This window comes from Rhizobium sp. FG96 (genome assembly GCF_057808655.1).
In genome coordinates this window covers 281208-305991 of record NZ_JBMDIL010000006.1, presented here as the reverse complement: position 1 = coordinate 305991, position 24784 = coordinate 281208, and the positions used below count along the sequence as shown (strand labels likewise).

Annotated in this window: 23 protein-coding genes; 14 read left to right on the top strand and 9 right to left on the bottom strand. The window is 62.1% G+C overall.

The annotated features are described in order from the left end of the window. The first annotated feature begins 121 nt into the window (after positions 1–121). From ACODR6_RS14570 to ACODR6_RS14560, 3 genes are all read left to right on the top strand, one after another. Positions 122–1348 (top strand): DNA recombination protein RmuC, encoded by a 1227-nt coding sequence (locus tag ACODR6_RS14570; RefSeq protein ID WP_112713669.1) that lies wholly within the window; start codon positions 122–124, stop codon positions 1346–1348. A gap of 46 nt (positions 1349–1394) precedes the next feature. Further along, on the top strand, positions 1395–2294 hold the full coding sequence (locus ACODR6_RS14565) for a ribokinase (RefSeq protein WP_203429683.1): 900 nt from the start codon (positions 1395–1397) through the stop codon (positions 2292–2294). A 229-nt stretch (positions 2295–2523) separates the two neighbouring features. Then, positions 2524–4851: a methyl-accepting chemotaxis protein gene (locus ACODR6_RS14560; protein ID WP_489022753.1), complete on the top strand. Its 2328-nt coding sequence runs from the start codon at positions 2524–2526 to the stop codon at positions 4849–4851. A gap of 74 nt (positions 4852–4925) precedes the next feature. Here ACODR6_RS14560 and ptsN read toward each other — a convergent pair whose 3' ends face one another. The 6 genes from ptsN to lptC all read right to left on the bottom strand — a co-directional run bounded on the left by ptsN (position 4926) and on the right by lptC (position 10060). Continuing rightward, positions 4926–5390, bottom strand: a complete 465-nt coding sequence (ptsN, locus tag ACODR6_RS14555; protein WP_489022752.1) for a PTS IIA-like nitrogen regulatory protein PtsN — start codon at positions 5388–5390, stop codon at positions 4926–4928. A gap of 70 nt (positions 5391–5460) precedes the next feature. Further along, complete coding sequence (gene hpf, locus ACODR6_RS14550; protein WP_489022751.1) at positions 5461–6036, bottom strand: ribosome hibernation-promoting factor, HPF/YfiA family; 576 nt, start codon at positions 6034–6036, stop codon at positions 5461–5463. A 216-nt stretch (positions 6037–6252) separates the two neighbouring features. Beyond that, on the bottom strand, positions 6253–7788 hold the full coding sequence (gene rpoN, locus ACODR6_RS14545; RefSeq protein ID WP_489022802.1) for an RNA polymerase factor sigma-54: 1536 nt from the start codon (positions 7786–7788) through the stop codon (positions 6253–6255). Between the two features lie 157 nt (positions 7789–7945). After that, positions 7946–8728, bottom strand: coding sequence for an LPS export ABC transporter ATP-binding protein (lptB, locus tag ACODR6_RS14540; protein WP_112713681.1), 783 nt, complete (start codon positions 8726–8728; stop codon positions 7946–7948). 36 nt (positions 8729–8764) lie between these two features. Further along, entirely contained in the window at positions 8765–9379 is a 615-nt protein-coding gene (locus ACODR6_RS14535) for an LptA/OstA family protein (RefSeq protein ID WP_112713683.1), read from the bottom strand. A 15-nt stretch (positions 9380–9394) separates the two neighbouring features. Further along, positions 9395–10060 carry an LPS export ABC transporter periplasmic protein LptC gene (gene lptC / locus ACODR6_RS14530; RefSeq protein ID WP_112713685.1) on the bottom strand — a complete coding sequence of 222 codons (666 nt, stop codon included), beginning with the start codon at positions 10058–10060 and terminating at the stop codon, positions 9395–9397. Positions 10061–10277: 217 nt separating this feature from the next. On the opposite strand from lptC, the gene sppA reads away from it, so the two are divergent. The 3 genes from sppA (at position 10278) to ACODR6_RS14515 (ending at position 12002) form a co-directional block, all read left to right on the top strand. Beyond that, on the top strand, positions 10278–11228 hold the full coding sequence (gene sppA, locus ACODR6_RS14525) for a signal peptide peptidase SppA (protein ID WP_112713687.1): 951 nt from the start codon (positions 10278–10280) through the stop codon (positions 11226–11228). 29 nt (positions 11229–11257) lie between these two features. Then, complete coding sequence (locus tag ACODR6_RS14520) at positions 11258–11557, top strand: integration host factor subunit beta (RefSeq protein ID WP_018898213.1); 300 nt, start codon at positions 11258–11260, stop codon at positions 11555–11557. Between the two features lie 112 nt (positions 11558–11669). Continuing rightward, positions 11670–12002: a LapA family protein gene (locus ACODR6_RS14515; protein ID WP_112713689.1), complete on the top strand. Its 333-nt coding sequence runs from the start codon at positions 11670–11672 to the stop codon at positions 12000–12002. Here the strand turns inward: ACODR6_RS14515 and ACODR6_RS14510 are convergent. Both ACODR6_RS14510 and ACODR6_RS14505 read right to left on the bottom strand, forming a co-directional pair. After that, positions 11994–12440: a GNAT family N-acetyltransferase gene (locus ACODR6_RS14510; protein WP_489022750.1), complete on the bottom strand. Its 447-nt coding sequence runs from the start codon at positions 12438–12440 to the stop codon at positions 11994–11996. The two genes, ACODR6_RS14515 and ACODR6_RS14510, sit on opposite strands and share 9 nt — an antisense overlap. A 44-nt stretch (positions 12441–12484) precedes the next feature. Then, positions 12485–12937 carry an SRPBCC family protein gene (locus ACODR6_RS14505; RefSeq protein WP_112713693.1) on the bottom strand — a complete coding sequence of 151 codons (453 nt, stop codon included), beginning with the start codon at positions 12935–12937 and terminating at the stop codon, positions 12485–12487. A gap of 116 nt (positions 12938–13053) precedes the next feature. Between ACODR6_RS14505 and ACODR6_RS14500 the strand changes: the two genes are divergently transcribed. From ACODR6_RS14500 to ACODR6_RS14470, 7 genes are all read left to right on the top strand, one after another. Next, positions 13054–14151, top strand: a complete 1098-nt coding sequence (locus ACODR6_RS14500) for a class I SAM-dependent methyltransferase (RefSeq protein ID WP_489022749.1) — start codon at positions 13054–13056, stop codon at positions 14149–14151. Beyond that, positions 14148–15005, top strand: a complete 858-nt coding sequence (locus ACODR6_RS14495; protein WP_489022748.1) for a TrmH family RNA methyltransferase — start codon at positions 14148–14150, stop codon at positions 15003–15005. Before ACODR6_RS14500 ends, ACODR6_RS14495 begins: the two co-directional genes overlap by 4 nt. Next, positions 15002–15505: a signal peptidase II gene (gene lspA / locus ACODR6_RS14490; RefSeq protein ID WP_489022747.1), complete on the top strand. Its 504-nt coding sequence runs from the start codon at positions 15002–15004 to the stop codon at positions 15503–15505. The genes ACODR6_RS14495 and lspA overlap by 4 nt, the downstream gene beginning before the upstream one ends. A 55-nt stretch (positions 15506–15560) precedes the next feature. Continuing rightward, a complete protein-coding gene (locus tag ACODR6_RS14485) occupies positions 15561–17807 on the top strand; it encodes a hybrid sensor histidine kinase/response regulator (RefSeq protein ID WP_489022746.1) in 2247 nt (748 codons plus the stop codon). A 104-nt stretch (positions 17808–17911) separates the two neighbouring features. Continuing rightward, a complete protein-coding gene (gene olsB / locus ACODR6_RS14480) occupies positions 17912–18787 on the top strand; it encodes a l-ornithine N(alpha)-acyltransferase (RefSeq protein WP_112713703.1) in 876 nt (291 codons plus the stop codon). 53 nt (positions 18788–18840) lie between these two features. After that, positions 18841–19146: a type II toxin-antitoxin system RelB/DinJ family antitoxin gene (locus ACODR6_RS14475; protein WP_489022745.1), complete on the top strand. Its 306-nt coding sequence runs from the start codon at positions 18841–18843 to the stop codon at positions 19144–19146. Continuing rightward, positions 19143–19433 (top strand): type II toxin-antitoxin system RelE/ParE family toxin, encoded by a 291-nt coding sequence (locus tag ACODR6_RS14470; RefSeq protein WP_489022744.1) that lies wholly within the window; start codon positions 19143–19145, stop codon positions 19431–19433. Before ACODR6_RS14475 ends, ACODR6_RS14470 begins: the two co-directional genes overlap by 4 nt. Positions 19434–19469: 36 nt before the next feature. Here the strand turns inward: ACODR6_RS14470 and ACODR6_RS14465 are convergent, their stop codons facing one another. After that, positions 19470–21755: an NADP-dependent malic enzyme gene (locus tag ACODR6_RS14465; protein WP_489022743.1), complete on the bottom strand. Its 2286-nt coding sequence runs from the start codon at positions 21753–21755 to the stop codon at positions 19470–19472. A gap of 305 nt (positions 21756–22060) precedes the next feature. On the opposite strand from ACODR6_RS14465, the gene mutS reads away from it, so the two are divergent. Next, positions 22061–24775 (top strand): DNA mismatch repair protein MutS, encoded by a 2715-nt coding sequence (gene mutS / locus ACODR6_RS14460; RefSeq protein ID WP_489022801.1) that lies wholly within the window; start codon positions 22061–22063, stop codon positions 24773–24775. Positions 24776–24784 lie beyond the last annotated feature (9 nt).

Genomic DNA, 24784 nt, shown 5'->3' with positions numbered 1-24784 from the left:
CCGCTACGATTTATCGTTGCAGCAACTTGGCAGGCTGCGACCTTTTGGCGGCATCTCCTGCAGCTGTTGATATGTTCACGTTTTGATCTAGTCAGGGCGCTGAAGTTTGCTATGGTGGGGCATGAACAATTCTGCCGACTCGCTCGCCATTTCGCTCGCCGCCATCAATCCGGCCATTCTTGCTCTCGTCGGCGGCGCCATCGCCGCGATGATCGTCCTGCTGGTTTTCCTGCTTTTCAGGAGCGGTAATCTCAGACGGGAGCAGAATGAGGAAGCGGCCATTCGCTCCGCCGAAGCGGATGCGCGCATGGCCGAACTCCTGAAGATCCAGGCCGAGATGCAGGGCCGAATCTCGACGATGGCCGAGGTCTTCGGCACTCGTCAGGCCGAGCTCAACCAGGCGATCAACCAGCGGCTGGACGGCATGTCGCAGCGCGTCAGCCATACGATCACAGAACAGACGAAATCGACGCACGAGAACTTGCAGCGGCTTCAGGAGCGGCTGGCCGTCATCGATGCGGCGCAGAACAACATCCAGACGCTTGCCAAGGATGTCGTCGGCCTGCAGGCGATCCTTTCCAACAAGCAGACGCGCGGTGCCTTCGGCCAGTCGCGCATGGAAACGATCGTCGCCGATGGCCTGCCGATGGGCGCCTATGCATTTCAGCAGACGCTGTCGAACGGCTCGCGCCCGGACTGCACGGTGAAGATGCCGAATGGCGCGCCGCCGCTGGTCATCGACGCCAAGTTTCCGCTGGAGGCCTGGAACGCGATCCGCGATGCCGGCGGTTCGGATGCAGGCAAGGCGGCGTCCCAGCAGTTTCGCCGCGACATGGAAATTCATATCCGCGATATTTCCGAGAAATACCTGATTCAGGGCGAGACGCAGGACACGGCCTTCATGTTCGTGCCGTCGGAATCGATCTTTGCCGAGATCCACGAGAATTTCGAGCCGATCGTTCAGAAGGCGCACCGGTCGCGGATCGTCATCGTCTCGCCGTCGCTGCTGATGCTGTCGATCCAGGTGATCCAGGCCGTCCTCAAGGATCAGCGCATGCGCGCGCAGGCGCATGTGATCCAGGGCGAGGTCGCCAACCTGATGGACGATCTCGGACGTCTGGACGAGCGTGTGCGCAAGCTGCAGGGTCATTTCGCCATGGCGCAGAAGGATGTCGACATGATCGTCACCTCTGCCGACAAGCTGACCAAGCGCGGCTCCAAGATCGAAGCGCTGGAATTCGAGGCGACCGCTGACGGCGCCAAGCCGGAGCGCGACGCGCAGCCGGCCGCGAAATCCGTCGAGAGCCGCACCGGCCTTCTCAAGCTCAGGGTAGTTGACGAAGAGTGAGGCCTTCGGGCAGTGTCGCGCCAAAATCAAAGGACGGGACATTCACATGATCACTGTGTTCGGCTCCATCAATATGGACCTCATCGCCACCACCGCACGCCTGCCGAAGCCCGGTGAAACGGTCGCCGGAAACGGCTTTGCGACTGCGGCGGGCGGCAAGGGCGCCAATCAGGCGCTGGCGGCCCGGCGCGCTGGACGCACGGTGCGGATGGCGGGCGCCGTCGGCAAGGACGAATTTGCGGCGCCGGCGCTGGCGCTGCTCGATGACGCCGGAACCGACCTCGCAACCGTCAAGCGCGTCGAAGGGCCGACCGGCACTGCGCTGATCCTCGTGGGCGGCGATGGTGAGAACATGATCGCCGTTGTGCCCGGCGCCAATGGTACGATCAACGCGGCGGATGCCGATGCTGCGATCGCAGCGATGGATGCCAGTGATATCCTGATGCTGCAGCTTGAGGTTCCCGCGCCTGCGGTGGAGCGTGCGCTCGAAGCCGCCCGCAAGAAGGGCGTTCGCACCGTGCTCAATCTCGCGCCACTGATTGCCGATGCCGCACGCCTCGGGCGCCTCGCCGATATCGTCATCGCCAACGAGACGGAATTCGAGCTGCTTGCCGGCCAGGAGAACATGACAGCGGGCGACCGCGAGGCCGCGCTTCAGCGCCTGCATGGCGAGACCGGCCAGACGCTGATCGTGACGCTCGGAGCCGATGGCGTGATCGCCATTCGCGACGGCCAGCTGGTGCGCGCAAAGGGTCTGAAGATCGAGCCGGTCGATACGGTCGGCGCCGGCGATACCTTCTGCGGATACCTCGCCGCCAGCCTCGATGAAGGGCTCGATTTCGAGGCCGCGCTGCGCCGAGCAGCCGTTGCCGGATCGCTTGCCTGCCTCAAGGCCGGAGCCCAGCCGTCGATCCCGCTGAGTGCCGAAGTCGCAAACAAGCTATAGACTTTTCTGTTTCCGATAGACGCAAGCAAAAAGTGAAGGCGTTCAGACTACTAACGGTCCGCTTTCATACAATTTCACTCAAATTTAAGAGATTTCTGGCGATCTTTTCGGCGATCGCCAGGCCTCCTCAGAGGGTGCCCGGTTTAGCCCCACGGCCGCTCCATGACGAAGCGGCTCACCTCGCCTTTGCCGGAAATGTTCGTCCGGCAAGTCGCCCCGCCGAGGCACCATGTTCATCTTTCGCATGAAGTCGCTTGCCGCAAAGCTTATTGTCATCACGGGCGTTGCAATCGCGCTCGTTCTTTTCGTTTCCAACTTTTTCCTGATCGATCAGACGCGCAACCGCGTGCAGACCCTGACGATGGATCAGGCCAATCTTGAAGCCAAAGCCATTGCCAACGAAATCGCCGCCAATGTCGGCGAACTCGCCAGCGCAGCGCGCTCCATGTCCGGTGTCGTCGGCCGCGGCCACGAGGGCGGCAATTTCGACCGCAAGGGCATCATCAACGTCCTGAAGGCCAATCTCGAAAAGAACCCCTTCGCCTTCGGCAGCTGGTTCTGCGAGCAGCTCGGCGCCTTCGACGGCAAGACAACCGAGATTGCCGACAAGCTCGATCAGGGCACCAACAAGGCTGGCGCCTTCACGCCCTACTGGTCGAAGACCAAGGATGGCGCCATCCAGTTCTCGACCTTCGATAACGATTATACCGCCGAGTGGTGGAAGCTTGCTGCCGAGAGCGGCAAGGGCGCGATCACGTCGCCCTATCTCGCCGAAGGCACCGACGTTCCGACCCTCCTGACCTCGATCGCCTACCCGGTTGTCTCGGGTGGCAAGATGATCGGCGTCGAAGGCGTCGACATCTCTCTGAAGTCGCTGACCGACAAGCTGCAGGCTCTGCATCCGTTCGGCTCCGGCCGCGTCACGCTCGTTGCCCAGAACGGCAACTGGATCGTCGCGCCGACCAAGGAACTGATGTCGAAGCCCTATGAAGGCGACGGCTCGACCGAGATCAAGAACGCCCGCGCGTCGATGGCGCCGACCGTTGTCCGCAACCTGACCTTCGATGGTTACGAGCCCTTCGACCGCGTCGTCTATCCGTTCGCCGTCCCGGATCTCAACGCGACATGGGTCGTCCTCGTCGACGTACCGCACACCGCGATCAATGCCCCGGTTCAGGATCAGACCGTCATGATGATCGTCGGCGGCATTCTCGTCCTCGGCGCGGTCATGCTGGCCCTCTACTTCGCCGTCCGTTCCTTCGTGCAGAAGCCGCTCGGCCAGCTGGTCGCCGGCGTCAAGAAGCTGAGCGACGGCGCCTACGATCAGCCGGTTGCCGGTCAGGATCGTGCCGACGAAATCGGCTCGGTCGCCAAGGCTCTGGAAGGCTTCCGTTTCGCTCTTGCCGATACGCGCCGCCTTGAAGCCGAAGCAAACAACCAGCGCAGCGCAGCTGAATCCGAGCGCAGCCGCTCGGAGAGCGAGCGCCAGCAGTCGGTCGCGCTGCAGCGCCAGATCGTCTCGATCGTCGGTGCCGGTCTTTCCGAACTGTCGCAAGGCAATCTCGGCCACCGCATCAACGAGGATTTCCCGGGCGAATACGCGAAGCTGAAGCAGGACTTCAACGCCGCGCTCGCCAGCCTCGAAGAGACCGTCCATACGATGAACACGAGCGTCGTGAATATCGGCTCCGGCACCAGCGAGATCAGCAACAGCGCCTCCGACCTTGCCAAGCGCACGGAACAGCAGGCTGCAAGCCTCGAGGAGACCGCTGCAGCGCTGAACGAGCTGACCGCCCAGGTCAATTCGAGCGCCGAGAACGCCCGCACCGCAGCTGATAACGTCAACCTCGCCTGCGAGGATGCCGAGAAGTCCGGTGAAGTCGTGCAGAAGGCGATCGCCTCGATGCACGGCATCGAGCAGTCGTCCACGGAAGTGTCGCGCATCATCGGCGTCATCGACGAGATCGCCTTCCAGACGAACCTGCTGGCTCTGAATGCCGGTGTCGAAGCCGCGCGTGCCGGTGAGGCAGGCAAGGGCTTCGCCGTCGTCGCACAGGAAGTCCGTGAGCTCGCACAACGCTCTGCAAGTGCCGCAAAGGAGATCAAGACGCTGATCAACACCTCGGCCGTTCAGGTCAAGGAAGGCGTCGACCTCGTTGGCCGCGCCGGCGGTACGCTGCACAAGATCGCCGAGCAGGTCATGGGCATCAACGGCCTGATCCGTCAGATCTCAGCGTCTGCCAGCGAGCAGGCGATCGGGCTGAAGGAAATCAACCAGGCCATGAACCAGATGGACCAGGTGACGCAGCAGAACGCCGCGATGGTGGAAGAAGCAACGGCGGCCAGTGTGACACTGAACGACGAGGCGCAGACGCTGAAGGCGCTCGTGCTGCGCTTCCGGGTTTCCGGCCAGGCAAACAGTGCGGCGCTGCGGGCAACCGCCGAGCATATGCGCGCGCCTGTCGCAGCACCCGCATACCGGGCTCCGGCACCGCGCCGGGCTGCTGTCGCCCATGGTTCGGCCGCAGTCGCGCAGGACAATTGGGAAGAGTTCTGAGAACTAACTCATCTCAAACGAAAAGAGGCGGCCGGGATGACCGGGCGCCTCTTTCATTTCTGCGATTGAAAATCTCAGGCGGCGTTCGAAGTCTGCTCTTCGTTGAGGAAGGCATAGATCGCCGAGGCGGAGTCGGTGGCGCGCAGCTTGGCGACCAGATCCTGGTCGCGCAGCACGCGCGCGATGCGCGACAGGGCCTTGAGATGATCGGCGCCCGCCCCTTCGGGAGCGAGCAGCAGGAAAACGAGATCGACAGGCTGATCGTCCAGAGCCTCGAAATCGACCGGGCTCTCGAGACGTGCGAAGACGCCGACGATCGAGCGGACGCTGGCGAGCTTGCCATGCGGAATTGCGATGCCATTGCCGACGCCGGTCGAACCCAGACGTTCACGCTGCAGCACGACGTCGAAGATTTCCCGCTCAGACAGGCCCGTGATTTTCGAGGCCTTTGCCGCCAATTCCTGAAGCAGCTGTTTCTTGGAATTTATCTTGAGGGCGGGGATAATCGCATCTTGATGCAGCAGATCTGCCAATGCCATTTCTTTTTCCTTCTGTGGCCGAAGCCGGGTGATTGGAAGAGCGGCGCTTGGCGCCGCTCATCGCCCGATCTCAGCTCTTGATATTGGCTGCGTCGATCCAGCCAATATTACCGTCATGCCTGCGGTAAACGATGTTCAAATGTTCCTTGCCCGGGTTGCGGAACAGGAGCAGCGGTTCGTCCGTCATGTCGAGCGCCATCACGGCGGTTGCGACGGACATTGTCTTCAGCTGCTTCGTGCTCTCGGCCACGATGGCCGGGGCGAAATCGTCGGGAACCTCTTCTTCGTGGTCAGGCACAGCGTCCATGACCGTATAGGCGACTTCCGCAAAACCGTTCAGATGATTTCCGGCATGATGATCCTTGAGCTTCCGCTTGTAGCGGCGCAGACGCTTCTCGATACGCTCCGAAGCGGCATCGAAAGCCACCTGCGGATCCATCGCCTCACCAGCCGCATGCAGCACGACCCCGCTATCGAGGTGGAGCTTGCAATCGGCCGAGAAGCGCGAGCTCGACTTCTCAACGATCACTTGACCAGAATATCCCCCGTCGAAGTATTTCGTGACGGCCATGGCCACTTGGTCCTCGATCTTTTGACGGAACGAGTCACCAATTTCCATATGTTTACCGGATACACGCACACTCATGGAGTTTCCCTTCTTATAGTGGTTTGCGGTACCAGTTTACGCCAAGCCTACTTCTCATCCAAGCACTTCGCGCAAACTCAAGCAAGATCGGCTTAAGTCTCGTGCTTCAAGCGCCCTGAGGATGATGGGGATAAGTCTGAACGCTGTTCACAGCGCCAATTGCGGCGGGCTAATAAACGGAGGTTACCAAAAAGTCAACGCCCGGCCGTCAGGGGCTCAGAAGCCGGCGACCTTGGCGAGCGCCCGCTTTTCGCGGCGGCGCTGCACCGAAGAGGCGATGTTCATCGCTTCCCGGTATTTGGCGACGGTGCGGCGGGCGAGATCGATCCCGCCCTTTTTCAGCATGTCGACGATGTCGTCATCCGACAGCACGGCTTCCGGGCTTTCCTGCATGATCAGCATGCGGATCTTGTGGCGGACGGCCTCCGCAGAGTGTCCATCGCCGCCTTCGACGGCGCTGATCGAGACGGTGAAGAAGTATTTGAGCTCGAAGAGCCCGCGCGGCGTCAGCATGTATTTGTTCGAGGTGACGCGGCTGACGGTCGATTCATGCATCTTGATGGCGTCGGCAACGGTCTTCAGATTGAGCGGGCGCAGATGATCGACACCATGGAGCAGGAACGCATCCTGCTGGCGGACGATCTCGGTCGCCACCTTCATGATCGTCTTGGCGCGCTGGTCGAGGCTGCGCGTCAGCCAGTTGGCATTCTGCAGGCATTCGGAGAGGAAAGCGTGCTCCTCGCCATTCTTCGTGACATTGGCGAAATAGGACTGATTGACCAGCACGCGCGGCAGCGTGTCGGGATTGAGCTCCACCAGCCAGCTGCCGTCGCTCGACGGCCGCACGACGACATCCGGCATGATCGCTTCGGAGACGCCGGTCTCGAAACCGCTGCCGGGCTTCGGATTGAGCTGGCGAAGCTCCGTCAGCATGTCGAGGAGATCTTCCTCATCGACGCCGCAGAGGCGCTTCAGCGTCGAGAAATCGCGGCGCGCCAAGAGTTCAAGATTGGCGACAAAGGCCTGCATCGCCGGATCGAAGCGATCTTTCTGGCGTAGCTGGATCGCCAGACATTCCGCGAGGTTGCGGGCAAAGACGCCGGGCGGATCGAGGGTCTGCAGCGCGCCGAGCACACGCTCCACATCGACCGTCGTGGCGCCGAGCCGTTCGGCGGCTTCGGCGATATCGCCCTGGAAATAGCCGGCCTCATCGAGTTGATCGAGCAGATGCTGGCCGATCAGCCGGTCGGCCATGTCAGGCAGGACGAAGGGCACCTGCTGGACGATATGGTCGCGCAGCGAAACCTGGCCGGCGACGAAGTCATCGAGGTCATAGGCTTCGCCCTCGGCGCTGCCGGGCATCGACTTCCACTGGCTCATCAGCTCCGGCGCATCGGCCCGCTGTGGCGCCCCGTCGTCCTGGAAGACATTCGAATAGTTGGAATCGAGCTCTTCGCTCAGGTGACTGACGCTGCCTTCGCTGCCATTGTCGTACCAGTCGCCGGAAAGCGCATCGGTGCGCTCGTCATCATCCTGCTGGTGGGCGTGGGGATCATCTTCGCCGTCACGCTCGCTGCCCGTTTCCGCGTCATTTGACGGAAATTCCAGCAGCGGGTTCTTTTCGACTTCCTGGGAGATGAATTGAACGAGTTCGAAATGCGTCATCTGCAGCAGCTGGATGGACTGCATCAGCTGCGGCGTCATGACGAGGGATTGGTTCTGTCGCAGGAAAAGATTGGCAGACAGGGCCATGGCGGACGCGAAACTCCCGTTCATTTCCTCCGGGAAGCCGCGTCCGAACAAGCATTTCAGGCCACGGAAATCCAGTTGGCCCAAAAATTGCTTTTTTATTCTATTTGGTCAAGCTCAAGTGTGGCGGGAAGGTGAATTTCCGTCGCCTTCGACCGTATCAAAGGCTGAAATTGTCGCCAAGATAGAGGCGGCGAACCTCAGGGTTGTTGACGATATCGTTGGCCCGGCCATGCGTCAGAACTTCACCGGCATGGATGATGTAGGCGCGGTCGATCAGACCCAGGGTCTCGCGGACATTGTGGTCGGTGATCAGAACGCCGATGCCGCGTGCCGTCAGATGGTGCACGAGGTTCTGGATATCCGAGACCGAAATCGGATCGACGCCGGCGAAGGGTTCGTCGAGCAGCATGAAGGTCGGGTCGGTCGCCAGCGCGCGGGCGATTTCCAGACGCCGGCGCTCACCACCCGACAGCGATACGGCTGCCGCCTTGCGGAGCTTCGAGATGTGGAACTCTTCGAGCAGCTCGTCGAGCTTCTTCTCGCGTGCCGCCTTGTCCTTCTCGTGAACTTCGAGAACGGCGCGAATGTTTTCCTCGACCGTCAGGCCGCGAAAGATCGAGGCTTCCTGCGGCAGGTAACCGACACCGAGGCGCGAGCGGCGATACATCGGCATGGTCGTGACGTCGTTGCCGTCGATCTCGATCGTGCCTTCATCGACCGGCACGAGACCAGTGATCATGTAGAAACAGGTGGTCTTGCCTGCGCCGTTCGGCCCGAGAAGCCCTACCGCTTCGCCGCGCCGGACGACCAGCGACACGCCATTGACGACACGCCGGGTGCTGTAGGTCTTCGTCAGACCGCGCGCAATCAGCGTGCCCTGGTAACGGCTTTTGTCTCCGGCAGATGCGTCCGCGGCCTGCGGCGCGGACTTGCCGAACATTTTGGGAAGCGAGAGAAGTTTCACGAGAGGGCCGGGTCAGTTCTTCTTCTGGGACTTCGGATCGAGCTGAATCTGGACGCGGCCCCCGCAGCTGTCCAGTTGTGCCTGTCCGGTTTGCATGTGGACCGTGAGCTGGCAGCCGGTGAAGACATTCGGGCCATCCGAGAGCACAACCTTGTCGCCCTTCAGGATGAATGTCTGCGCCGCCATGTCGAAGGCGCCGTTATCGGCGGTTGCCGTCTGTGTGCCGGAGCTCAGGAAAACCTTGTCGGTGACCACGATGTGGTCGATATCGGCGTTGCCGGACGAGATCGATGCAGCGCCGGCATCCGGCTTGGCATTCGCATCCGTCGCCTGACCGTCGGCATTTGCCTTCGGCTTGTAGAAGACCGTCATGTGGCCAGCCTGCAGCGTCGTCTTGCCCTGAACGACCTTCACGTTGCCGGTAAAGTCGGCCTTGTGTTCCTGGTCGTGGATTTCGAGCTTGTCGCTCTCGATCTGGATCGGCTCGTTCTTGTCGAGCTTGAGGCCGTCCATCTGGCTGGTCGTTGCCTGCGCGAATGCAGCTCCTGCAATCATCAGAAGCGCCAGAGCGCCGCCGGTTGCTGCTGCGCCAAGCTTACGAATTGGAGAGTGACAATCTTTTGTCATTAAAGAACCCGGCTGTTAGGTGCCCTGTTTGCGGATGGCGGATGGATCGACGTTCATACGAACTTTCCCCTCGAACGTGATCACGCGACCCTTATCCGTCATCTTGAGGGAGTTCGCAACAACCGAAGTTCCCTCTTTGGTAATGGTTACGGGGTCGTCCGTGCTCATGCTGCCACCCTTGATATCGAGCTTGGCAGACTTGAAATCGGCGGTCAGACCGTTGCTCAGGAGAACGGTGAATGGCGAGGTGAGCGCGAGCTTGTCGGTCGAGCGGTCGTAATCGGCCGATTGCGCCTCGACGCGAGCGATCAGATCGTCGTTGACAGGGACGGCCGCCTTGATCGTCTCCAGCGTGATGAGGCTCGGATTCTTGATGTCCTGCAGGGCGCGCTCGGCTAGCATCGAATAATTGATGCCATCGGAATTGCGACCGGCGATCGCGGGCTTGGCCATGACGACCTTGCCATTCTCGATCTTGGCGCCCTCGATCTTCAGGTTTTCCGGCAGATAGGCGCGGACCATGGAGACGGCGATGAAGGCCAGCGACACGACGACGGCGGCGACCGGAAGCAGCACCTTCAGACGGCGCACGCGCCCCGAATGACTGAGCGCAGCGCCATAGGCAGTGCGCGCGGGTCGGGCAAAGGCAGCCTTCCCGCCGCTGTTGATCGTATCGAGCATTAAGTCTGTCCGTGTCTGTCGATCGGCATTCCTATATAGGAACTACTTCGGCCGATCACAGATCGTTTCGCATTATTACATTACCTTGCCAATATGGATTTTTTTCTGCAACAAGCAACAAAGGCAAGAAAACGCGGCAAACCGGCATTTTCACAACAGCATGCCGCCTTATCTGATATCGCTGTGAATTGTGGCCGTCTCAGGCCCCGGAGGACTTATGGACAGCTCGACGATCGCCGACCGCCGCAGACTTCGCCGGCGACTGGGCTTCTGGCGGATCGCAGCAGCGGTGCTTCTGGTGGCGCTCGGCCTCTCGCTCTACCTGTTTTTCCGCAGCGATATCGAGCAGAGCCGTCCGCAGATTGCCCATGTGACGATCTCCGGCCTGATCACCGATGACGACGAGCTGCTCGAGCGGCTGAAGAAGATCGAAGAGAACAATCAGGTGAAGGCCGTGATCGTCTCGATCTCCTCGCCGGGCGGCACGACCTACGGCGGCGAGAAGATCTTCAAGGCGATCCGGGCGATCTCCGCCAAGAAGCCCGTCGTTTCCGACGTGCGCACGCTCGCGGCTTCCGCCGGCTATATGATCGCCACGGCCGGCGACACGATCATTGCCGGGGACAGCTCGATCACCGGTTCGATCGGTGTCATCTTCCAGTATCCGCAGATCCAGCCGCTGCTCGAAAAGCTCGGCGTGTCGCTGCAGGAGATCAAGTCCTCTCCGCTGAAGGCCGAGCCCTCGCCCTTCCACAATACCAGCGAAGAGGCCAAGGCGATGATCAACAACATGGTCCAGGACAGCTATGCCTGGTTCGTGGATCTCGTCGCCGATCGCCGGAAACTGCCACGCGATGAAGTACTTAAGCTCGCTGACGGGACGATCTATACCGGCCGCCAGGCGCTGAAAGTGAAGCTGATCGACCAGCTCGGCGGCGACCCTGAAATCCGCGACTATCTGGCCAAGCGGGACATCAGCAAGGACCTGCCGGTGGTCGATTGGGACAAGAAGAGCAACACGCCCTTCCTGCTCGCCGGCGCGGTTTCGAAGGTCGCCACACTTCTCGGCTACGGCGACCTCTTCAAAGCCCAGGACCTTGAGGGCATTCTGCCACAAAAGTTGCTCCTTGACGGGCTCGTTTCAGTTTGGCAGTTTGGCCGCGATTGATAAGAAATCAATAATTTAAGGGGGCGACCGTGATCAAGTCGGAACTGGTGCAGATAGTTGCCGCGCGCAACCCGCATCTCTATCACCGCGACGTCGAGAATATCGTCAATGCCGTCCTCGACGAGATCACCGATGCACTGGCGGCGGGCAACCGCGTCGAGCTGCGCGGCTTCGGCGCCTTTTCCGTCAAGAACCGCCCATCGCGCTCCGGCCGCAACCCCCGCACCGGCGATACCGTTTTCGTCGAGGAAAAGTGGGTTCCCTTCTTCAAGACCGGCAAGGAACTGCGCGAACGGCTGAACCCCGGCCAGGCAGATCAGGACGATTGAGCCTTTCACCTGCGGCGAAACCGCGCTTGAAGTTCGCCACCGGATTCCTATTCTGCTCTTAGCTTGAGAAGCGCCGTTTCAACGACGGCGCCATAATGCGCGGAGGCCATACATGGCGAAGAAGATCACCAACCTTTTGATTTTGCTGCCGCTCGGCATCATCCTGATCATCTTCTGCGTGGCCAACCGGCAGAGCGTGACGCTTGCTTTCAACCCGTTCCGCCCGGAAGATCAGGTTCTGTCGCTCTCCGCGCCGTTCTTCGTCTTCCTGTTCATCGCGCTGATCATCGGCATGCTCGCCGGCTCTGCCGTCACCTGGTTCAGCCAGGGCAAGCACCGCAAGCGGGCGCGCGTCGAAGCCAAGGAAGCGATCCGCTGGCAGGGCGAGGCCGGCCGCCACAAGGCGCGTGCGGAAGAGATCGCCGGGCAGCTGCCCTCACGCTGATTGGCGTGACGGATCGAAGGTCAGCTCTTCGTATTCGCCTTCGGCCGAACTTCCGGTGCCGGTCACGGCAAAGCCCTTCGCGAGATAGAAGGCCTTGGCGCCCACATTGTTGACCAGGCATTTCAGCCGGTATCTGTGGCGCGGCCAATCAGGGAGTGCGCCCAGCAGCGCCGTTCCGACGCCCCTGCCCTGCCATTCCTTGCGGATATAAAGCATGTGAATGAAATCGTCGGCCGCCCAGAGCGTCATGAAGCCGGCAACAGAGCCATCCGCCGTCTCGGCGAGCCAGACGAGCTCGCCTTGCGTATGGGAAAAGAAATCCTCGTGCTTGAAGCGCGACGGATCGACCCAGGTGAAAGTCTGGCGGCGGACCGCGAGATAGATATCGGCAAGCTCCTCGCGGTCCGACGGCCGCGGCGTCCTGATCATCAAATCCATGATCAAGAATTAGCCGATGAACGGACAGCCGCCAATGGCCGGGATCACGTACCCGCCTTTTCCGAAACGGCGGCGTTGAAATCGGCAAAGAATTGCTGCGCCAGCTTCTGCGAGGTGGAATCGACCAGGCGGGCGCCGAGCTGAGCGATCTTGCCGCCAACCTGGGCCTTGGCGTTATATTGCAGCACTGTTTCCGCGCCGTCTTCTTTCAACACGACATCGGCGCCGCCCTTGGCAAAGCCGGCGATGCCGCCCTTGCCCTCGCCCGAGATCGTGTAGCTTTCCGGCGCATTGATGTTGGAGAGGGTCACCTCACCGTTGAAGGTTGCCGAGACAGGGCCGATCTTGATCTTGACGGAGGCGGCGAGCTCGGTGGGCGACTTCATCTCCAGGGTCTGACAGCCCGGAATACAGCGCTTGAGGACTTCGGGATCGTTGAGCGCCGCCCATACGGCATCGCGCGGTGCGGTGATGCGTTCTTCGCCGGTCATATCCATTCGAAATCCTCCCATTTCGGATTGCTAAACTTATCACAGCGGGAAAGCGCTTTGCCAAGGTGAAACGGAATGCTATTTGCACGGGCTCCATCGAATTGAAGACGCGGAAAACCACGTTGAGACAAAAAGACCGCCGGCCGGGCGCAAAGACGCCTTCCGGCTCCTCCGGCCCTCGCCGCAGCGACGACCGTCCGAACCGCCCGGCCAAGCCGGTTGCCAAACCCGCAGCGCCCCGCGAGGCGGTGCGTGAGGCCGCCGTGCCTGTTGCCGTCGAGCGACCGCTGAAGACCCGCACCGGCGACCGCCCGATCGAGCGCGTGCCCGTCATCCTGGAATCGCTCGGCGCCGGCGACTTCCACCTGATCGACAGCGGCAACGGCCAGAAGCTCGAGCAATACGGCCCCTACCGCGTCGTGCGGCCCGAGGGACAGGCGCTGTGGCAGCCGACCCTTTCCCAGCCGGTCTGGGACAAGGTCGATGCCGTCTTTACCGGCGATGTCGACGAAGAGGGCACCGGCCGCTGGCGCTTCCCGAAGGAAGCGCTCGGCGAAACCTGGCCGCTGCACCTGCTTGGCGTCGATTTCTTCGGCCGCTTCACCTCGTTCCGCCACGTCGGCGTCTTCCCTGAGCAGATCGTCCATTGGAGCTGGATGAAGGAGCAGGTGGAGAAGGCAGGCAGGCCGCTGAAGGTGCTCAATCTCTTCGGCTATACCGGCGTCGCCTCGCTAGTGGCCGCCGCTGCCGGCGCTGAGGTCACCCATGTCGATGCATCCAAGAAGGCGATCGGCTGGGCGCGCGAAAACCAGGCGCTCGGCCGCATGGAAAAGCTGCCGATCCGCTGGATCTGCGAAGACGCGATGAAGTTCATCCTGCGCGAGGAACGCCGCGGCAATACCTACGACATCATCCTGACCGATCCGCCGAAATTCGGCCGTGGCCCGAATGGCGAGGTCTGGCATCTGTTCGAGCATCTGCCGCTGATGCTCGATATCTGCCGGGAAATCCTCTCGCCGAAGGCTGTCGGCCTAGTGCTGACCGCCTATTCGATCCGGGCGAGCTTCTATTCGATCCACGAGCTGATGCGCGAAATCATGCGTGGCGCCGGTGGCGCCGTCGAGTCGGGCGAGCTGGTCATCCGCGAAGGCGGGCTTGACGGCAAGACGCCGGGCCGCGCCCTCTCCACATCCCTCTTTTCGCGCTGGGTGCCGAAATGAACGAATTCCACGACCGCGGACCGCGCCGGGTCGGCCAGGTGAAGGAAGTCACCTCGCTTGCCAACCCGATCATCAAGGACATCAAGGCGCTCAGCGACAAGAAGTCCCGCGAGCAGAGCGGCACCTTCATGGCCGAAGGCCTGAAGCTCGTCATCGACGCGATCGAGCTCGGCTGGACGATCCGCACGCTAGTCTATGCCAAGGCCGCCAAGGGCAAGCCGTTGGTCGAGCAGATGGCGGCGAAAACGGTCGCCTCCGGCGGGCTGGTGCTTGAAGTCAGTGAGAAGGTGCTCTCCTCGGTCACGCGGCGCGATAATCCGCAGATGGTGGTCGGCATTTTCGAGACCCGCTGGAAGCCGCTGCGCGACATCCGCCCGCAACAGGGCGAGACGTGGATTGCGCTCGATCGCGTGCGCGACCCCGGCAATCTCGGCACCATCATCCGCACTGCCGATGCAGCTGGCGCCTCCGGCGTCATCCTCGTCGGCGAGGCAACTGATCCCTTTTCGCTCGAGACCGTGCGGGCAACGATGGGTTCGGTCTTCGCCGTGCCGGTCGCCCGGGCATCGATGGAAGAGTTCATCGCCTGGAAGAAGACGGCAGGCGTGCAGGTCGTTGCCACGCATCTGGCCGGCTCCGTCGATTACCGCACCATCGACTACAAGAAGAAGCCTGTCGTTCTCCTGATGGGCAACGAGCAATCCGGCATTCCCGAGCAGCTCGCCAGGGAGGCCGATGCGCTTGCCCGCATTCCGCAGCAGGGCCGCGCCGACTCGCTCAACCTTGCCGTTGCGAGCGCCGTCATGCTCTTCGAGGCACGCCGCCACCTTCTCTCACTGTCAGAGGCAAAATGACCGAACAGACGCTTCCGCGCCCGGCCCTCTTTTCGCGCCCGCTGCCGATACTGCTCTTCATCATCGTGGCGGTGATCCTCGACCAGATCGTCAAGATCGCCGTCGATCATTACCTGCCGCTGCAGGAAGCCGTTCCGGTCATTCCGATGCTGGCGCTCTACCGTACCTACAACCTCGGCGTCGCCTTCTCGATGCTGTCAGGGATGGACGGCTGGTTCATCGTCGGCATGCGCCTTGTGATCGTCGCCTTCGTCATCTGGATGTGGCACCGCACCGCCAAGGACCGCTGGATCGCCCATACCGGCTTCGCGCTGATTATTGCGGGTGCGCTCGGCAACCTTGTCGACCGGTTTCTCTACGGGCACGTGATCGACTACATCCTGTTTCATACGGAGACATGGTCGTTCGCAGTTTTCAATCTGGCCGATAGTTTCATCACGATCGGCGCGGGATGCGTGATTCTTGACGAGTTGCTGCAACCCAAAAAGAGCGAAAGCTAAAATCTTAGTCTTTTCCTGAAGGCATTCGGAAGAGCGCCTATGTTAGCCAGCAGTCATGCAAAGCTTGGCTCAACTGCAGGAAAGACTGGCCGCTGCTTTCGGCCCCGCCAAACCGCAGGACGTGCGGACGGCCGAGGATTCCCTGCAACCGGTGGCTGGTCCGAGAACGGTACAGCGCAAGAAGTCACTGGTCTCGCTTTGGCTCGGCGGCGCCGGCATTCTTGCCGCGGCCCTACTCCTCATCCTCGGTCAGGCCGGCGGCCCGCTGCTCTTTTCGATCGGGCTTGCGGCAATTGCCATTGCCCTCATTGCCTATGCCGCGGTTTCCAGACGCAAGGCGAAGGCGCTGCCGAAGAAGCAGACCGGCGGCGTTGCAACGAGCGAAGCTGCCGAGCTCTTCGCCAATGTGCATGACGTTCTCGGCGACATCACCGTTACCCGCAGCATCGACCGGCGCATCATCGGCGCCAATGCCACGTTCCGGCGCCTGACCGGCCGCCTGAAGCCCGAGGGGCAGACATGCGAGGAGATCGGCATCGCCTTTCGCCCGGGTGCCGAGCCGCACCGCTTCGATGTCGAGATTTCGACGCTGGAGGGGCAGCGCATTTTCGTCTGGCACGATGTCGTCACCCGCGATCCGGCAAACGGCAATCTGCTGATCCAGAGCATTGCCCGCGACGTGACCAACGAGCGGCTGACCGCGCAGGCGCGCGAAGAGGCACGCCAGAAAGCCGAATACAACAGCGCCGCCAAGTCGCGGCTGCTTGCGACCGTCAGTCATGAAATCCGCACGCCGCTCTCCGGCATTCTCGGCATGACTCATTTGCTTGCCCAGGCGCAGATGACACAGGAGCAGCAGAACTATCTCGGCGGCATCCGCCAATCCGGTCACGCCCTGACCCAGCTGGTCGAAGACCTTCTCGACTTCTCGACCATCGAGGTCGGCCGCTTCCAGCTGCGCCCACGATCGGAATCGCTGCGGCAGCTTCTCGAAAGCGTCGTGGAAATGCTGGCGCACCGGGCGCACGAGAAGGACATCGAGATCGGCGCCACGGTCTCGTCCGATGTGCCGGAATTCATGAGCTTCGACCCGGCGCGGCTGCGCCAAGTGCTTTTCAACGTGATCGGCAATGCGGTGAAGTTCACGCAGGCAGGCGGCGTCTTCATTCGTGCCGCACTGTCTGACGAAGACCTCGTCATTACCGTTACCGACACCGGCCCGGGCATGACTGCGGAGGAGCAGTCCCGGATCTTCGGTGAATTCGAACAGGGAGGAACCATGGTCGAAAAGAGCGGCGGCACCGGTCTCGGCCTGACCATCTCGGCGCGCATCATGCGCGAATTCGGCGGCTCGCTGACGGTTGCCAGTGAGAAGGGCAAGGGCAGCGAATTCACCATCCGCTTTCCGGCGGGCATCACTGAAGAGGGCCGCGGCCGCCGCAAGGGTCTGCTGGCCGGCAATACCGTCGTGCTGCTCGCGCCTGCGGGTGCTGCGCGGGCGGCAATTGCCGAAACGGTCACCGCGCTCGGCGGCGCCTGCCATCTCGTCGAGGATGGTGAGACCGCCCGCGAGACGCTGCTCTATATGGCCGGCCGCGGCCAGCGCCCGACCGACATCATCATCGACCACCGTCTTTCGGCCGAGTTCGCCAGCCATCTCGCCGACCGCACCGACGTTGCGGCGCTTGGCCTGCGCAAGATCCTGCTCGTCAACCCGGAAGAACGGAACGCTCACGCACTCGATCTCTTCGATGCCTGGCTGATCCGGCCGCTGCGCGAACAGTCGCTGATCGACGTGTTGCGTGGACGGATGCGTGGCATGGAGAAGCGGGATGCGCTGAACGACAATCAGCCGGGCTTCAGCGCCTCCATTCCCGAAGCCAGCCTGCAGCGCGGTCTCAACATCCTGCTTGGCGAGGACGACCCGATCAATGCCATGCTGGTGCGTGCCATGCTGGAGAAGGGTGGCCATACTGTTCGCCATGTCGAGGACTTCGAGAGCCTGCTTGACGGCGCACTTTCCGAGAACGGCAGCCGCCCCGATATCGTCATCAGCGATCTCACCATGCCGGGCGGCGAAGGCGTCGACATGATCGGCCGCCTGCGCGGTCACGAGCGCCGTCTCGATCTGGTGCCGGTGCCTGTCATCGTGCTGACGGCAGACAAGCGCGACGAGTCCCGTCGTGCCGTTCTGCTGGCCGGTGCCAACCGGGTGATGATCAAGCCGGTCGATCCGATCCGGCTACTGACCGAGGTTCAGGCCGTGGCCGCGCTCTCGGCGCGGCGGGCGGAAGCGCTATAAAGCGGGGTGACATTGCCCCAATTTCTCCGTAACGTTCATGTCACTTTCCTGTCGCACATAAGTGTTTTATGGCAGCTCATGAGCCGGCAACGGGAGAATCTTCAATGGATATCGACACCTTGAAACGCGAGACGATTGCGGAGACCAGCCGGTCTTCGGCGACTGTTGCGCCGAAGGAAGGCGACGTTCTCGGCCGTATCGGTAATCTCGAGACCCGGCTGGCCCGCAGCGCCAGCGAAATCGATGCCGCACAGCACGTACGTTACCGCGTCTTCGTCGAGGAGATGAAGGCGCAGCTTCCGGCTGAAGCCATGCGCCGCGAGCGCGATTTCGATGCCTATGACGCTTTCTGCGATCACCTGCTGGTACTCGACCGATCGCTGGAAGGCGACAGCGAAGACCAGATCGTCGGCACCTACCGCCTGTTGCGTCAGGATGTCGCGATGGCGAATGGCGGCTTTTACTCGGCTTCCGAATTCGCGATCGGCGAGCTGCTTGCCCGCCATCCCGACAAGAAATTCATGGAGCTAGGGCGCTCCTGCGTGCTGCCGGAATATCGTACGAAGCGCACGGTCGAACTGCTCTGGCAGGGCAATTGGGCCTATGCTCTGAAGCACGGCATGAGCGCCATGTTCGGCTGCGCCTCCTTCCCGGGCATCCATCCGGAAAGCCATGCACTGGCCCTCTCCTTCCTGCACCACACGGTTCAGGCCAAGAACGAATGGGCCGTCAACGCCCTGCCGCATCTGGCCCGTCCGATGGACCTGATGCCGCCCGAAGCCGTCAACCCGAAGAAGGCGCTGATGGCACTGCCGCCGCTGATCAAGGGCTACCTGCGCTTGGGCGCGATGGTCGGCTCCACCGCCGTGGTCGACCACGCCTTCAACACGACCGACGTGCTGATCGTTCTGCCGATCTCCAGCATCTCGGACCGTTACCTGAACTACTACGGCGCCGACGCCGGCCGGTTCTCTAGCTAAGCTGGCACTTGTCATTCAAATGAAGTACGGTCATCTCCTAACGGAGGTGACCAATGTCTTCGACCACGCTTGTTCAAACGAGAATCGATCCTGAGATCAAGGAACGCGCGGCAGCCGTTCTTGAGACGATGGGCCTGACCGTTTCCGATGCTGTCCGGATCCTACTGACGAGGACGGCGAACGAAGGCGCTCTACCACTCGAACTGGTGAGCAGCAGCGAAGCGCATAACGCCTGGTTCAAGGCGAAAGTGCTGGAGGCGCTTGCGGATACATCGGCGGATGTAGACGACGACGAGGTGGCAGCGCATTTCGCAAAGAGACGCGCCGACACCTTGCGCAATGCGGGGGGCGGCCGGTGAAGCTTGTCTGGACCCGCTATGCGCTTTCAGACCGAGACGACATCTTCTCCTTCATCCAGACGGAAAATCCGCAGGCCGCAGTGCTGATCGACGAGCAGATTGCGGCTGCCGCCCAGCGCCTGACCGCGTTTCCGCAAAGCGGCAGAGCCGGCCGGATCGAAGGGACGCGCGAACTCACTGTGCAGCGCACGCCTTATATCATCGCTTACATCGCCTTGCCGGATCGGGTGCGAGTACTGCGCGTTCTTCACGGCGCGCGCCTGTGGCCGGGCAAATTCCCGGAATAACGCCCTACCGCGCGATATCGCGATAGGGCGTTGTCTTTACGACCCCGCCGCATAAGCCGCGATTGCGGCCATGTTGACGATGTCGCTGTCCTTGGCACCCATCGAGGTGATCTGGACGGCCTTGTCGAGGCCGACGAGGATCGGGCCGATGACGGTGGAGCCGCCGAGCTCCTGGAGCATCTTGGTGCTGATCGAGGCCGAGTGGAAGGCGGGCATGACAAGCACGTTTGCCGGGCCCGAGAGGCGGCAGAACGGGTATTGCTCCATCGCTTTGCGGTTCAGCGCCACGTCTGCCGACATTTCACCGTCGTATTCGAAATCGACACGGCGCTTGTCGAGGATCTTCACCGCTTCGCGGACGCGCTCCGAGCGCTCTCCCGACGGATGGCCGAAGGTGGAATAGGCGAGCATCGCGACGCGCGGCTGATAGCCCATGCGGCGTGCGAGGCCGGCTGCTTCCTCGGCAATATCCGCCAGCTCTTCCGCCGTCGGCATGTCGTGAACTGCGGTATCTGCGACGAAGACGGTGCGGCCGCGGGCGAGCACCAGCGATACGCCGATGACCCGGTGGCCGGGCTTTTCATCGATGCAGCGGCGGACGTCTTCCAGCGCCGTCGAGTAATTGCGGGTGATGCCCGTGACCATGCCGTCGGCATCACCGAGCGCCACCATGGTTGCCGCGAAATGGTTGCGGTCGTTGTGGATCAGGCGCTGGGCATCGCGGTGAAGGTATCCCTTCCGCTGCAGGCGGGCGTAGAGATAGTCGATATAGGCTTCGACGCGGGTCGAGATGCGGGCGTTGACGATTTCGAGACCAGGGCGGCTGAGATCGATGCCGGCGCGCTCGGCCGTTGCCTTGATCAGGTCTTCGCGGCCAAGCAGGATCGCGGTACCGAGCTGCTGGTTGGCGTAGGAGAGAGCGGCGCGCATCACCTGCTCTTCTTCGGCCTCGGCAAAGACGACACGCTTAGGCCGGCGGCGCACGCGCTCGTAGAGGCTTGCAAGCGTCGAGGCGATTGGATCGCGGCGGGCGGAGAGCTCGCGGCGATAGCCTTCCATATCGGTGATTACCTTGCGGGCGACACCGCTTTCGATCGCAGCTTCCGCGACGGCGGCCGGGATTGCCGAGATCAGACGCGGATCGAAGGGAACCGGGATGATGTATTGCGCGCCGAAGCGCGGTCGGTTGCCCTGATAGGCGGCAACGACATCATCGGGCACGTCTTCGCGGGCGAGGCTGGCCAGCGCCTTCACGGCAGCGATCTTCATGTCGTCGTTGATGGTCGTGGCGCGAACATCGAGCGCGCCGCGGAAGATATAGGGGAAACCGAGGACGTTGTTGACCTGGTTCGGATAGTCGGAGCGGCCGGTCGCCATGATTGCGTCATCGCGGATGCGGGCGACTTCCTCCGGCGTGATTTCCGGATCCGGATTTGCCATGGCGAAGATGATCGGCCGGTCGGCCATCGAGCGGATCATGTCCTCGGAGAAGGCGCCCTTCTGCGACAGGCCGAAGACGACGTCGGCGCCCTTCATGGCCTCTTCCAGCGTGCGGGCCTTGGTCTTGACGGCATGCGCCGACTTCCACTGGTTCATGCCCTCGGTGCGGCCTTGGTAGATGACGCCCTTGGTGTCGCAGAGAACGATGTTCTCGGGCGCGAAGCCCATGGCCTTGATGAGCTCGACGCAGGCGATTGCCGCGGCACCGGCGCCGTTGCAGACGAGCTTGGTCGTCTTCAGGTCGCGGCCGGTCAGTTCCAGCGCGTTGATCAGGCCGGCGGCGGCGATGATTGCCGTGCCGTGCTGGTCGTCGTGGAAGACAGGGATATCCATGAGCTCGCGCAGGCGCTGCTCGATGATGAAACAGTCGGGCGCCTTGATATCTTCGAGATTGATGCCACCGAAGGAGGGGCCGAGGAAGCGGACGCAATTGATGAACTCGTCGACATTCTCCGTATCGACTTCCAGGTCGATGGAATCGACATCGGCGAAACGCTTGAAGAGAACCGACTTGCCTTCCATGACCGGCTTCGACGCCAAGGCCCCGAGATTGCCGAGACCAAGGATAGCCGTGCCGTTGGAGATGACGGCCACCATGTTGCCGCGCGAGGTATAATCATAGGCGGTGGCGGGATCGGCGGCAATGGCCTTGACGGGAACGGCGACGCCCGGCGAATAGGCAAGCGAGAGATCGCGCTGCGTCGCCATCGGCTTGGTCGGGTTGACCTCGAGCTTGCCCGGCCGCCCCATTGAGTGGAAGTCGAGTGCTTCCTTGTCGGTGATGCCGTTGGCGGGGCGCTGCTTGCTGTTCATGTCGGGCATATCTCCTCCAAATCTCCTGGCAATCGGCTTTCGATTGCGCCGTTTCCCCAATCTATAGACAGGGCTATGGGGGCTGACACGACGCCTTGCGAAAAAGCCGTACGGCTACAATCGATTAAAATATCCGTTGGAACTGGCAGGCGCCCCTCAAGGGGTTCCTGACCGCGCGGTTCAGCGAATACCTCCCTCAATCCTCCTGTGGGCTAACGGCTCCCATTTCCCGATAGCTGTTGTCTTCTATAGCCGCGCTTCGATAGGGTGGCACCTGATTTTTTAAGGAAAAGCCTACCGACGTGAACGACAGAATGGATCCTCGACACGAAGCCTTTTCGGCTGCCGAACTCGCGACAGAGGAAAGCCGCGCTTCGGCAACGCCGATGATGGAGCAGTTCATCGAGATCAAGGCGAACAATCCGGATTCGCTGCTCTTCTATCGCATGGGCGATTTCTACGAGCTGTTCTTCGAGGACGCGCTCGACGCTTCCCGCGCGCTCGGCATCACGCTGACGAAGCGCGGCCAGCACATGGGCCAGGATATCCCGATGTGCGGCGTGCCGGTTCATGCGGCCGACGACTATCTGCAGAAGCTGATCGGGCTCGGTTTCCGCGTCGCGGTCTGCGAGCAGGTGGAAGATCCGACGGAGGCGAAGAAGCGCGGCTCGAAATCGGTCGTCAAGCGTGACGTGATCCGCCTCGTTACCCCGGGTACGATCACCGAAGAGAAGCTGCTTTCGCCTTCGGAATCGAATTACCTGATGGCGCTTACCCGTATCCGCGGTGCTTCCGAGCCGCTGATGGCGCTCGCCTGGATCGACATTTCGACGGGCGTCTTCCGGCTTGCCGAAACCGAGGCTTCGCGGCTGCTCGCCGATATCCTGCGCATCGATCCGCGCGAGCTGATCGTGCCGGATACGATGTTCTACGACCCGGAACTGAAGCCCGTCTTCGACGTGCTGGGCCGGGTGGCCGTGCCGCAACCCGGCGTGCTCTTCGACAGCGCTACCGCCGAAGGCCGGATCGCCCGCTATTTCGGGGTTTCGACGCTGGACGGTTTCGGGACTTTCTCGCGCGCCGAGCTCGCCGCGGCCGCCGCTGCCGTCGCCTATGTCGAGAAGACGCAGATCGCCGAGCGGCCGCCGCTCGGCAAGCCGGAACGCGAAAGCGGCGCTTCGACGCTGTTCATCGATCCGGCGACCCGCGCCAATCTCGAACTGGCAAAGACCCTTTCAGGTGACCGTAATGGCGCACTGCTGAAGGCGATCGACCGTACGGTGACCGGTGGCGGCGCCCGCCTGCTCGCGGAACGGCTGATGTCGCCGCTGACCGATCCGGCAAGGGTCAACGAACGTCTCGATTCGATCGGCTTCCTGATCGAAGAGCCGTCGCTCTGTGGCGACCTGCGCGATGCGCTGAAGCATGTGCCCGACATGCCGCGCGCGCTCTCGCGGCTGGCGCTCGATCGTGGCGGCCCGCGCGATCTCTGGTCGATCCGCCAGGGACTGGGTGCTGCCAGCGAGCTGGTCGGCCAGCTTGATGGTGCGCTGCTGCCGGTCGAGCTCGATGCGGCTCTTGATGGGTTGCGCGCCTTGCCTTCCGAGCTGGAAGCGCTGCTTGGCGAAACGCTCGCCGACGAACTGCCGCTCCTGAAGCGCGACGGCGGGTTCCTGCGCGATGGCGCCAACGCCGAACTCGACGAGGTCCGGGCGCTGCGCGATCAGTCGCGCCGGGTGATTGCCGGCCTACAGCTGCAATATGCCGACGAAACCGGCATCAAGTCGCTGAAGATCAAGCATAACAACGTTCTCGGCTACTTCATCGAGGTCACCGCCGGCAATGCTGGTCCGATGACCGACACCGCGGAAGCCAAGGCGCGTTTCATTCATCGCCAGACGATGGCCAACGCCATGCGCTTCACGACGACGGAGCTTGCCGATCTCGAAAGCCGCATTGCCAATGCCGCTGACCGGGCGCTGCAGATCGAGCTTGCCGCCTTCGACAGGATGACGGCTGCTGTCGTTGCCGAAGCCGAGGCGATCAAGGCCGGCGCCCGGGCACTTGCCATTATCGACGTTGCGGCTGCACTGGCGCTGCTTGCTGAAGAGCAGGCTTATTGCCGCCCACTCGTCGACGGCTCGAAGATGTTTGCAATCGAGGGCGGGCGTCACCCTGTCGTCGAGCAGGCGCTGCGCCGCCAGTCCTCCGGCCCCTTCGTTGCCAATAATTGCGACCTGTCGCCGGTCGCCGACGGCAAGGACGGCGCGATCTGGCTGCTGACCGGCCCGAACATGGGCGGTAAATCGACCTTCCTGCGCCAGAACGCGCTGATCGCGATCCTAGCGCAGATGGGCTGCTTCGTTCCGGCGACGTCGGCGCATATCGGCATCGTCGACCGTCTCTTCTCCCGCGTCGGCGCATCGGACGATCTGGCGCGTGGCCGCTCAACCTTCATGGTCGAGATGGTGGAGACTGCGGCGATCCTCAACCAGGCGACCGACCGCTCGCTCGTCATCCTCGACGAAATCGGCCGCGGCACCGCGACTTTCGATGGTCTTTCGATCGCCTGGGCGGCCGTCGAGCATCTGCATGAAGCCAACCGCTGCCGCGGGCTTTTTGCGACGCACTTTCACGAATTGACCGTGCTTTCTGAAAAGCTTGCCCGGCTATCGAACGCGACGATGCGGGTGAAAGAATGGGACGGCGACGTCATTTTCCTTCATGAAGTCGGCCCGGGCGCTGCCGATCGTTCCTATGGTATTCAGGTTGCCCGGCTGGCCGGTCTGCCGGCTTCCGTCGTTGCCCGTGCACGCGATGTGTTGACGCGGCTTGAAGATGCCGACAGAAAGAACCCGGCGAGCCAACTGATCGACGACCTGCCGCTCTTCCAGGTGGCGGTGCGCCGCGAGGATACAAATCGCGGTCCGTCCAAGGTCGAGGAAACGCTGAAGGGCATGAGCCTTGACGACATGACGCCGCGTGAGGCGCTGGATGCGCTTTACGCATTGAAGAAACAAGTGAAGTAGGAGCCGTCC

Coding starts and splice junctions, on each gene's coding strand:
- ACODR6_RS14505 (WP_112713693.1), bottom strand. CDS start 12,937: ATGGATATGACCGGCGAAGAACGCATCACCGCACCGCGCGATGCCGTA.
- olsB (WP_112713703.1), top strand. CDS start 17,912: ATGGATATCGACACCTTGAAACGCGAGACGATTGCGGAGACCAGCCGG.
- ACODR6_RS14495 (WP_489022748.1), top strand. CDS start 14,148: ATGAACGAATTCCACGACCGCGGACCGCGCCGGGTCGGCCAGGTGAAG.
- rpoN (WP_489022802.1), bottom strand. CDS start 7,788: ATGGCCCTGTCTGCCAATCTTTTCCTGCGACAGAACCAATCCCTCGTC.
- mutS (WP_489022801.1), top strand. CDS start 22,061: ATGGATCCTCGACACGAAGCCTTTTCGGCTGCCGAACTCGCGACAGAG.
- lptB (WP_112713681.1), bottom strand. CDS start 8,728: ATGTTCGGCAAGTCCGCGCCGCAGGCCGCGGACGCATCTGCCGGAGAC.
- ACODR6_RS14535 (WP_112713683.1), bottom strand. CDS start 9,379: ATGACAAAAGATTGTCACTCTCCAATTCGTAAGCTTGGCGCAGCAGCA.
- lptC (WP_112713685.1), bottom strand. CDS start 10,060: ATGCTCGATACGATCAACAGCGGCGGGAAGGCTGCCTTTGCCCGACCC.
- ACODR6_RS14475 (WP_489022745.1), top strand. CDS start 18,841: ATGTCTTCGACCACGCTTGTTCAAACGAGAATCGATCCTGAGATCAAG.
- ACODR6_RS14565 (WP_203429683.1), top strand. CDS start 1,395: ATGATCACTGTGTTCGGCTCCATCAATATGGACCTCATCGCCACCACC.
- ACODR6_RS14560 (WP_489022753.1), top strand. CDS start 2,524: ATGTTCATCTTTCGCATGAAGTCGCTTGCCGCAAAGCTTATTGTCATC.
- sppA (WP_112713687.1), top strand. CDS start 10,278: ATGGACAGCTCGACGATCGCCGACCGCCGCAGACTTCGCCGGCGACTG.
- ptsN (WP_489022752.1), bottom strand. CDS start 5,390: ATGGCATTGGCAGATCTGCTGCATCAAGATGCGATTATCCCCGCCCTC.
- lspA (WP_489022747.1), top strand. CDS start 15,002: ATGACCGAACAGACGCTTCCGCGCCCGGCCCTCTTTTCGCGCCCGCTG.
- ACODR6_RS14570 (WP_112713669.1), top strand. CDS start 122: ATGAACAATTCTGCCGACTCGCTCGCCATTTCGCTCGCCGCCATCAAT.
- ACODR6_RS14485 (WP_489022746.1), top strand. CDS start 15,561: ATGCAAAGCTTGGCTCAACTGCAGGAAAGACTGGCCGCTGCTTTCGGC.
- hpf (WP_489022751.1), bottom strand. CDS start 6,036: ATGAGTGTGCGTGTATCCGGTAAACATATGGAAATTGGTGACTCGTTC.
- ACODR6_RS14515 (WP_112713689.1), top strand. CDS start 11,670: ATGGCGAAGAAGATCACCAACCTTTTGATTTTGCTGCCGCTCGGCATC.
- ACODR6_RS14465 (WP_489022743.1), bottom strand. CDS start 21,755: ATGCCCGACATGAACAGCAAGCAGCGCCCCGCCAACGGCATCACCGAC.
- ACODR6_RS14510 (WP_489022750.1), bottom strand. CDS start 12,440: ATGGATTTGATGATCAGGACGCCGCGGCCGTCGGACCGCGAGGAGCTT.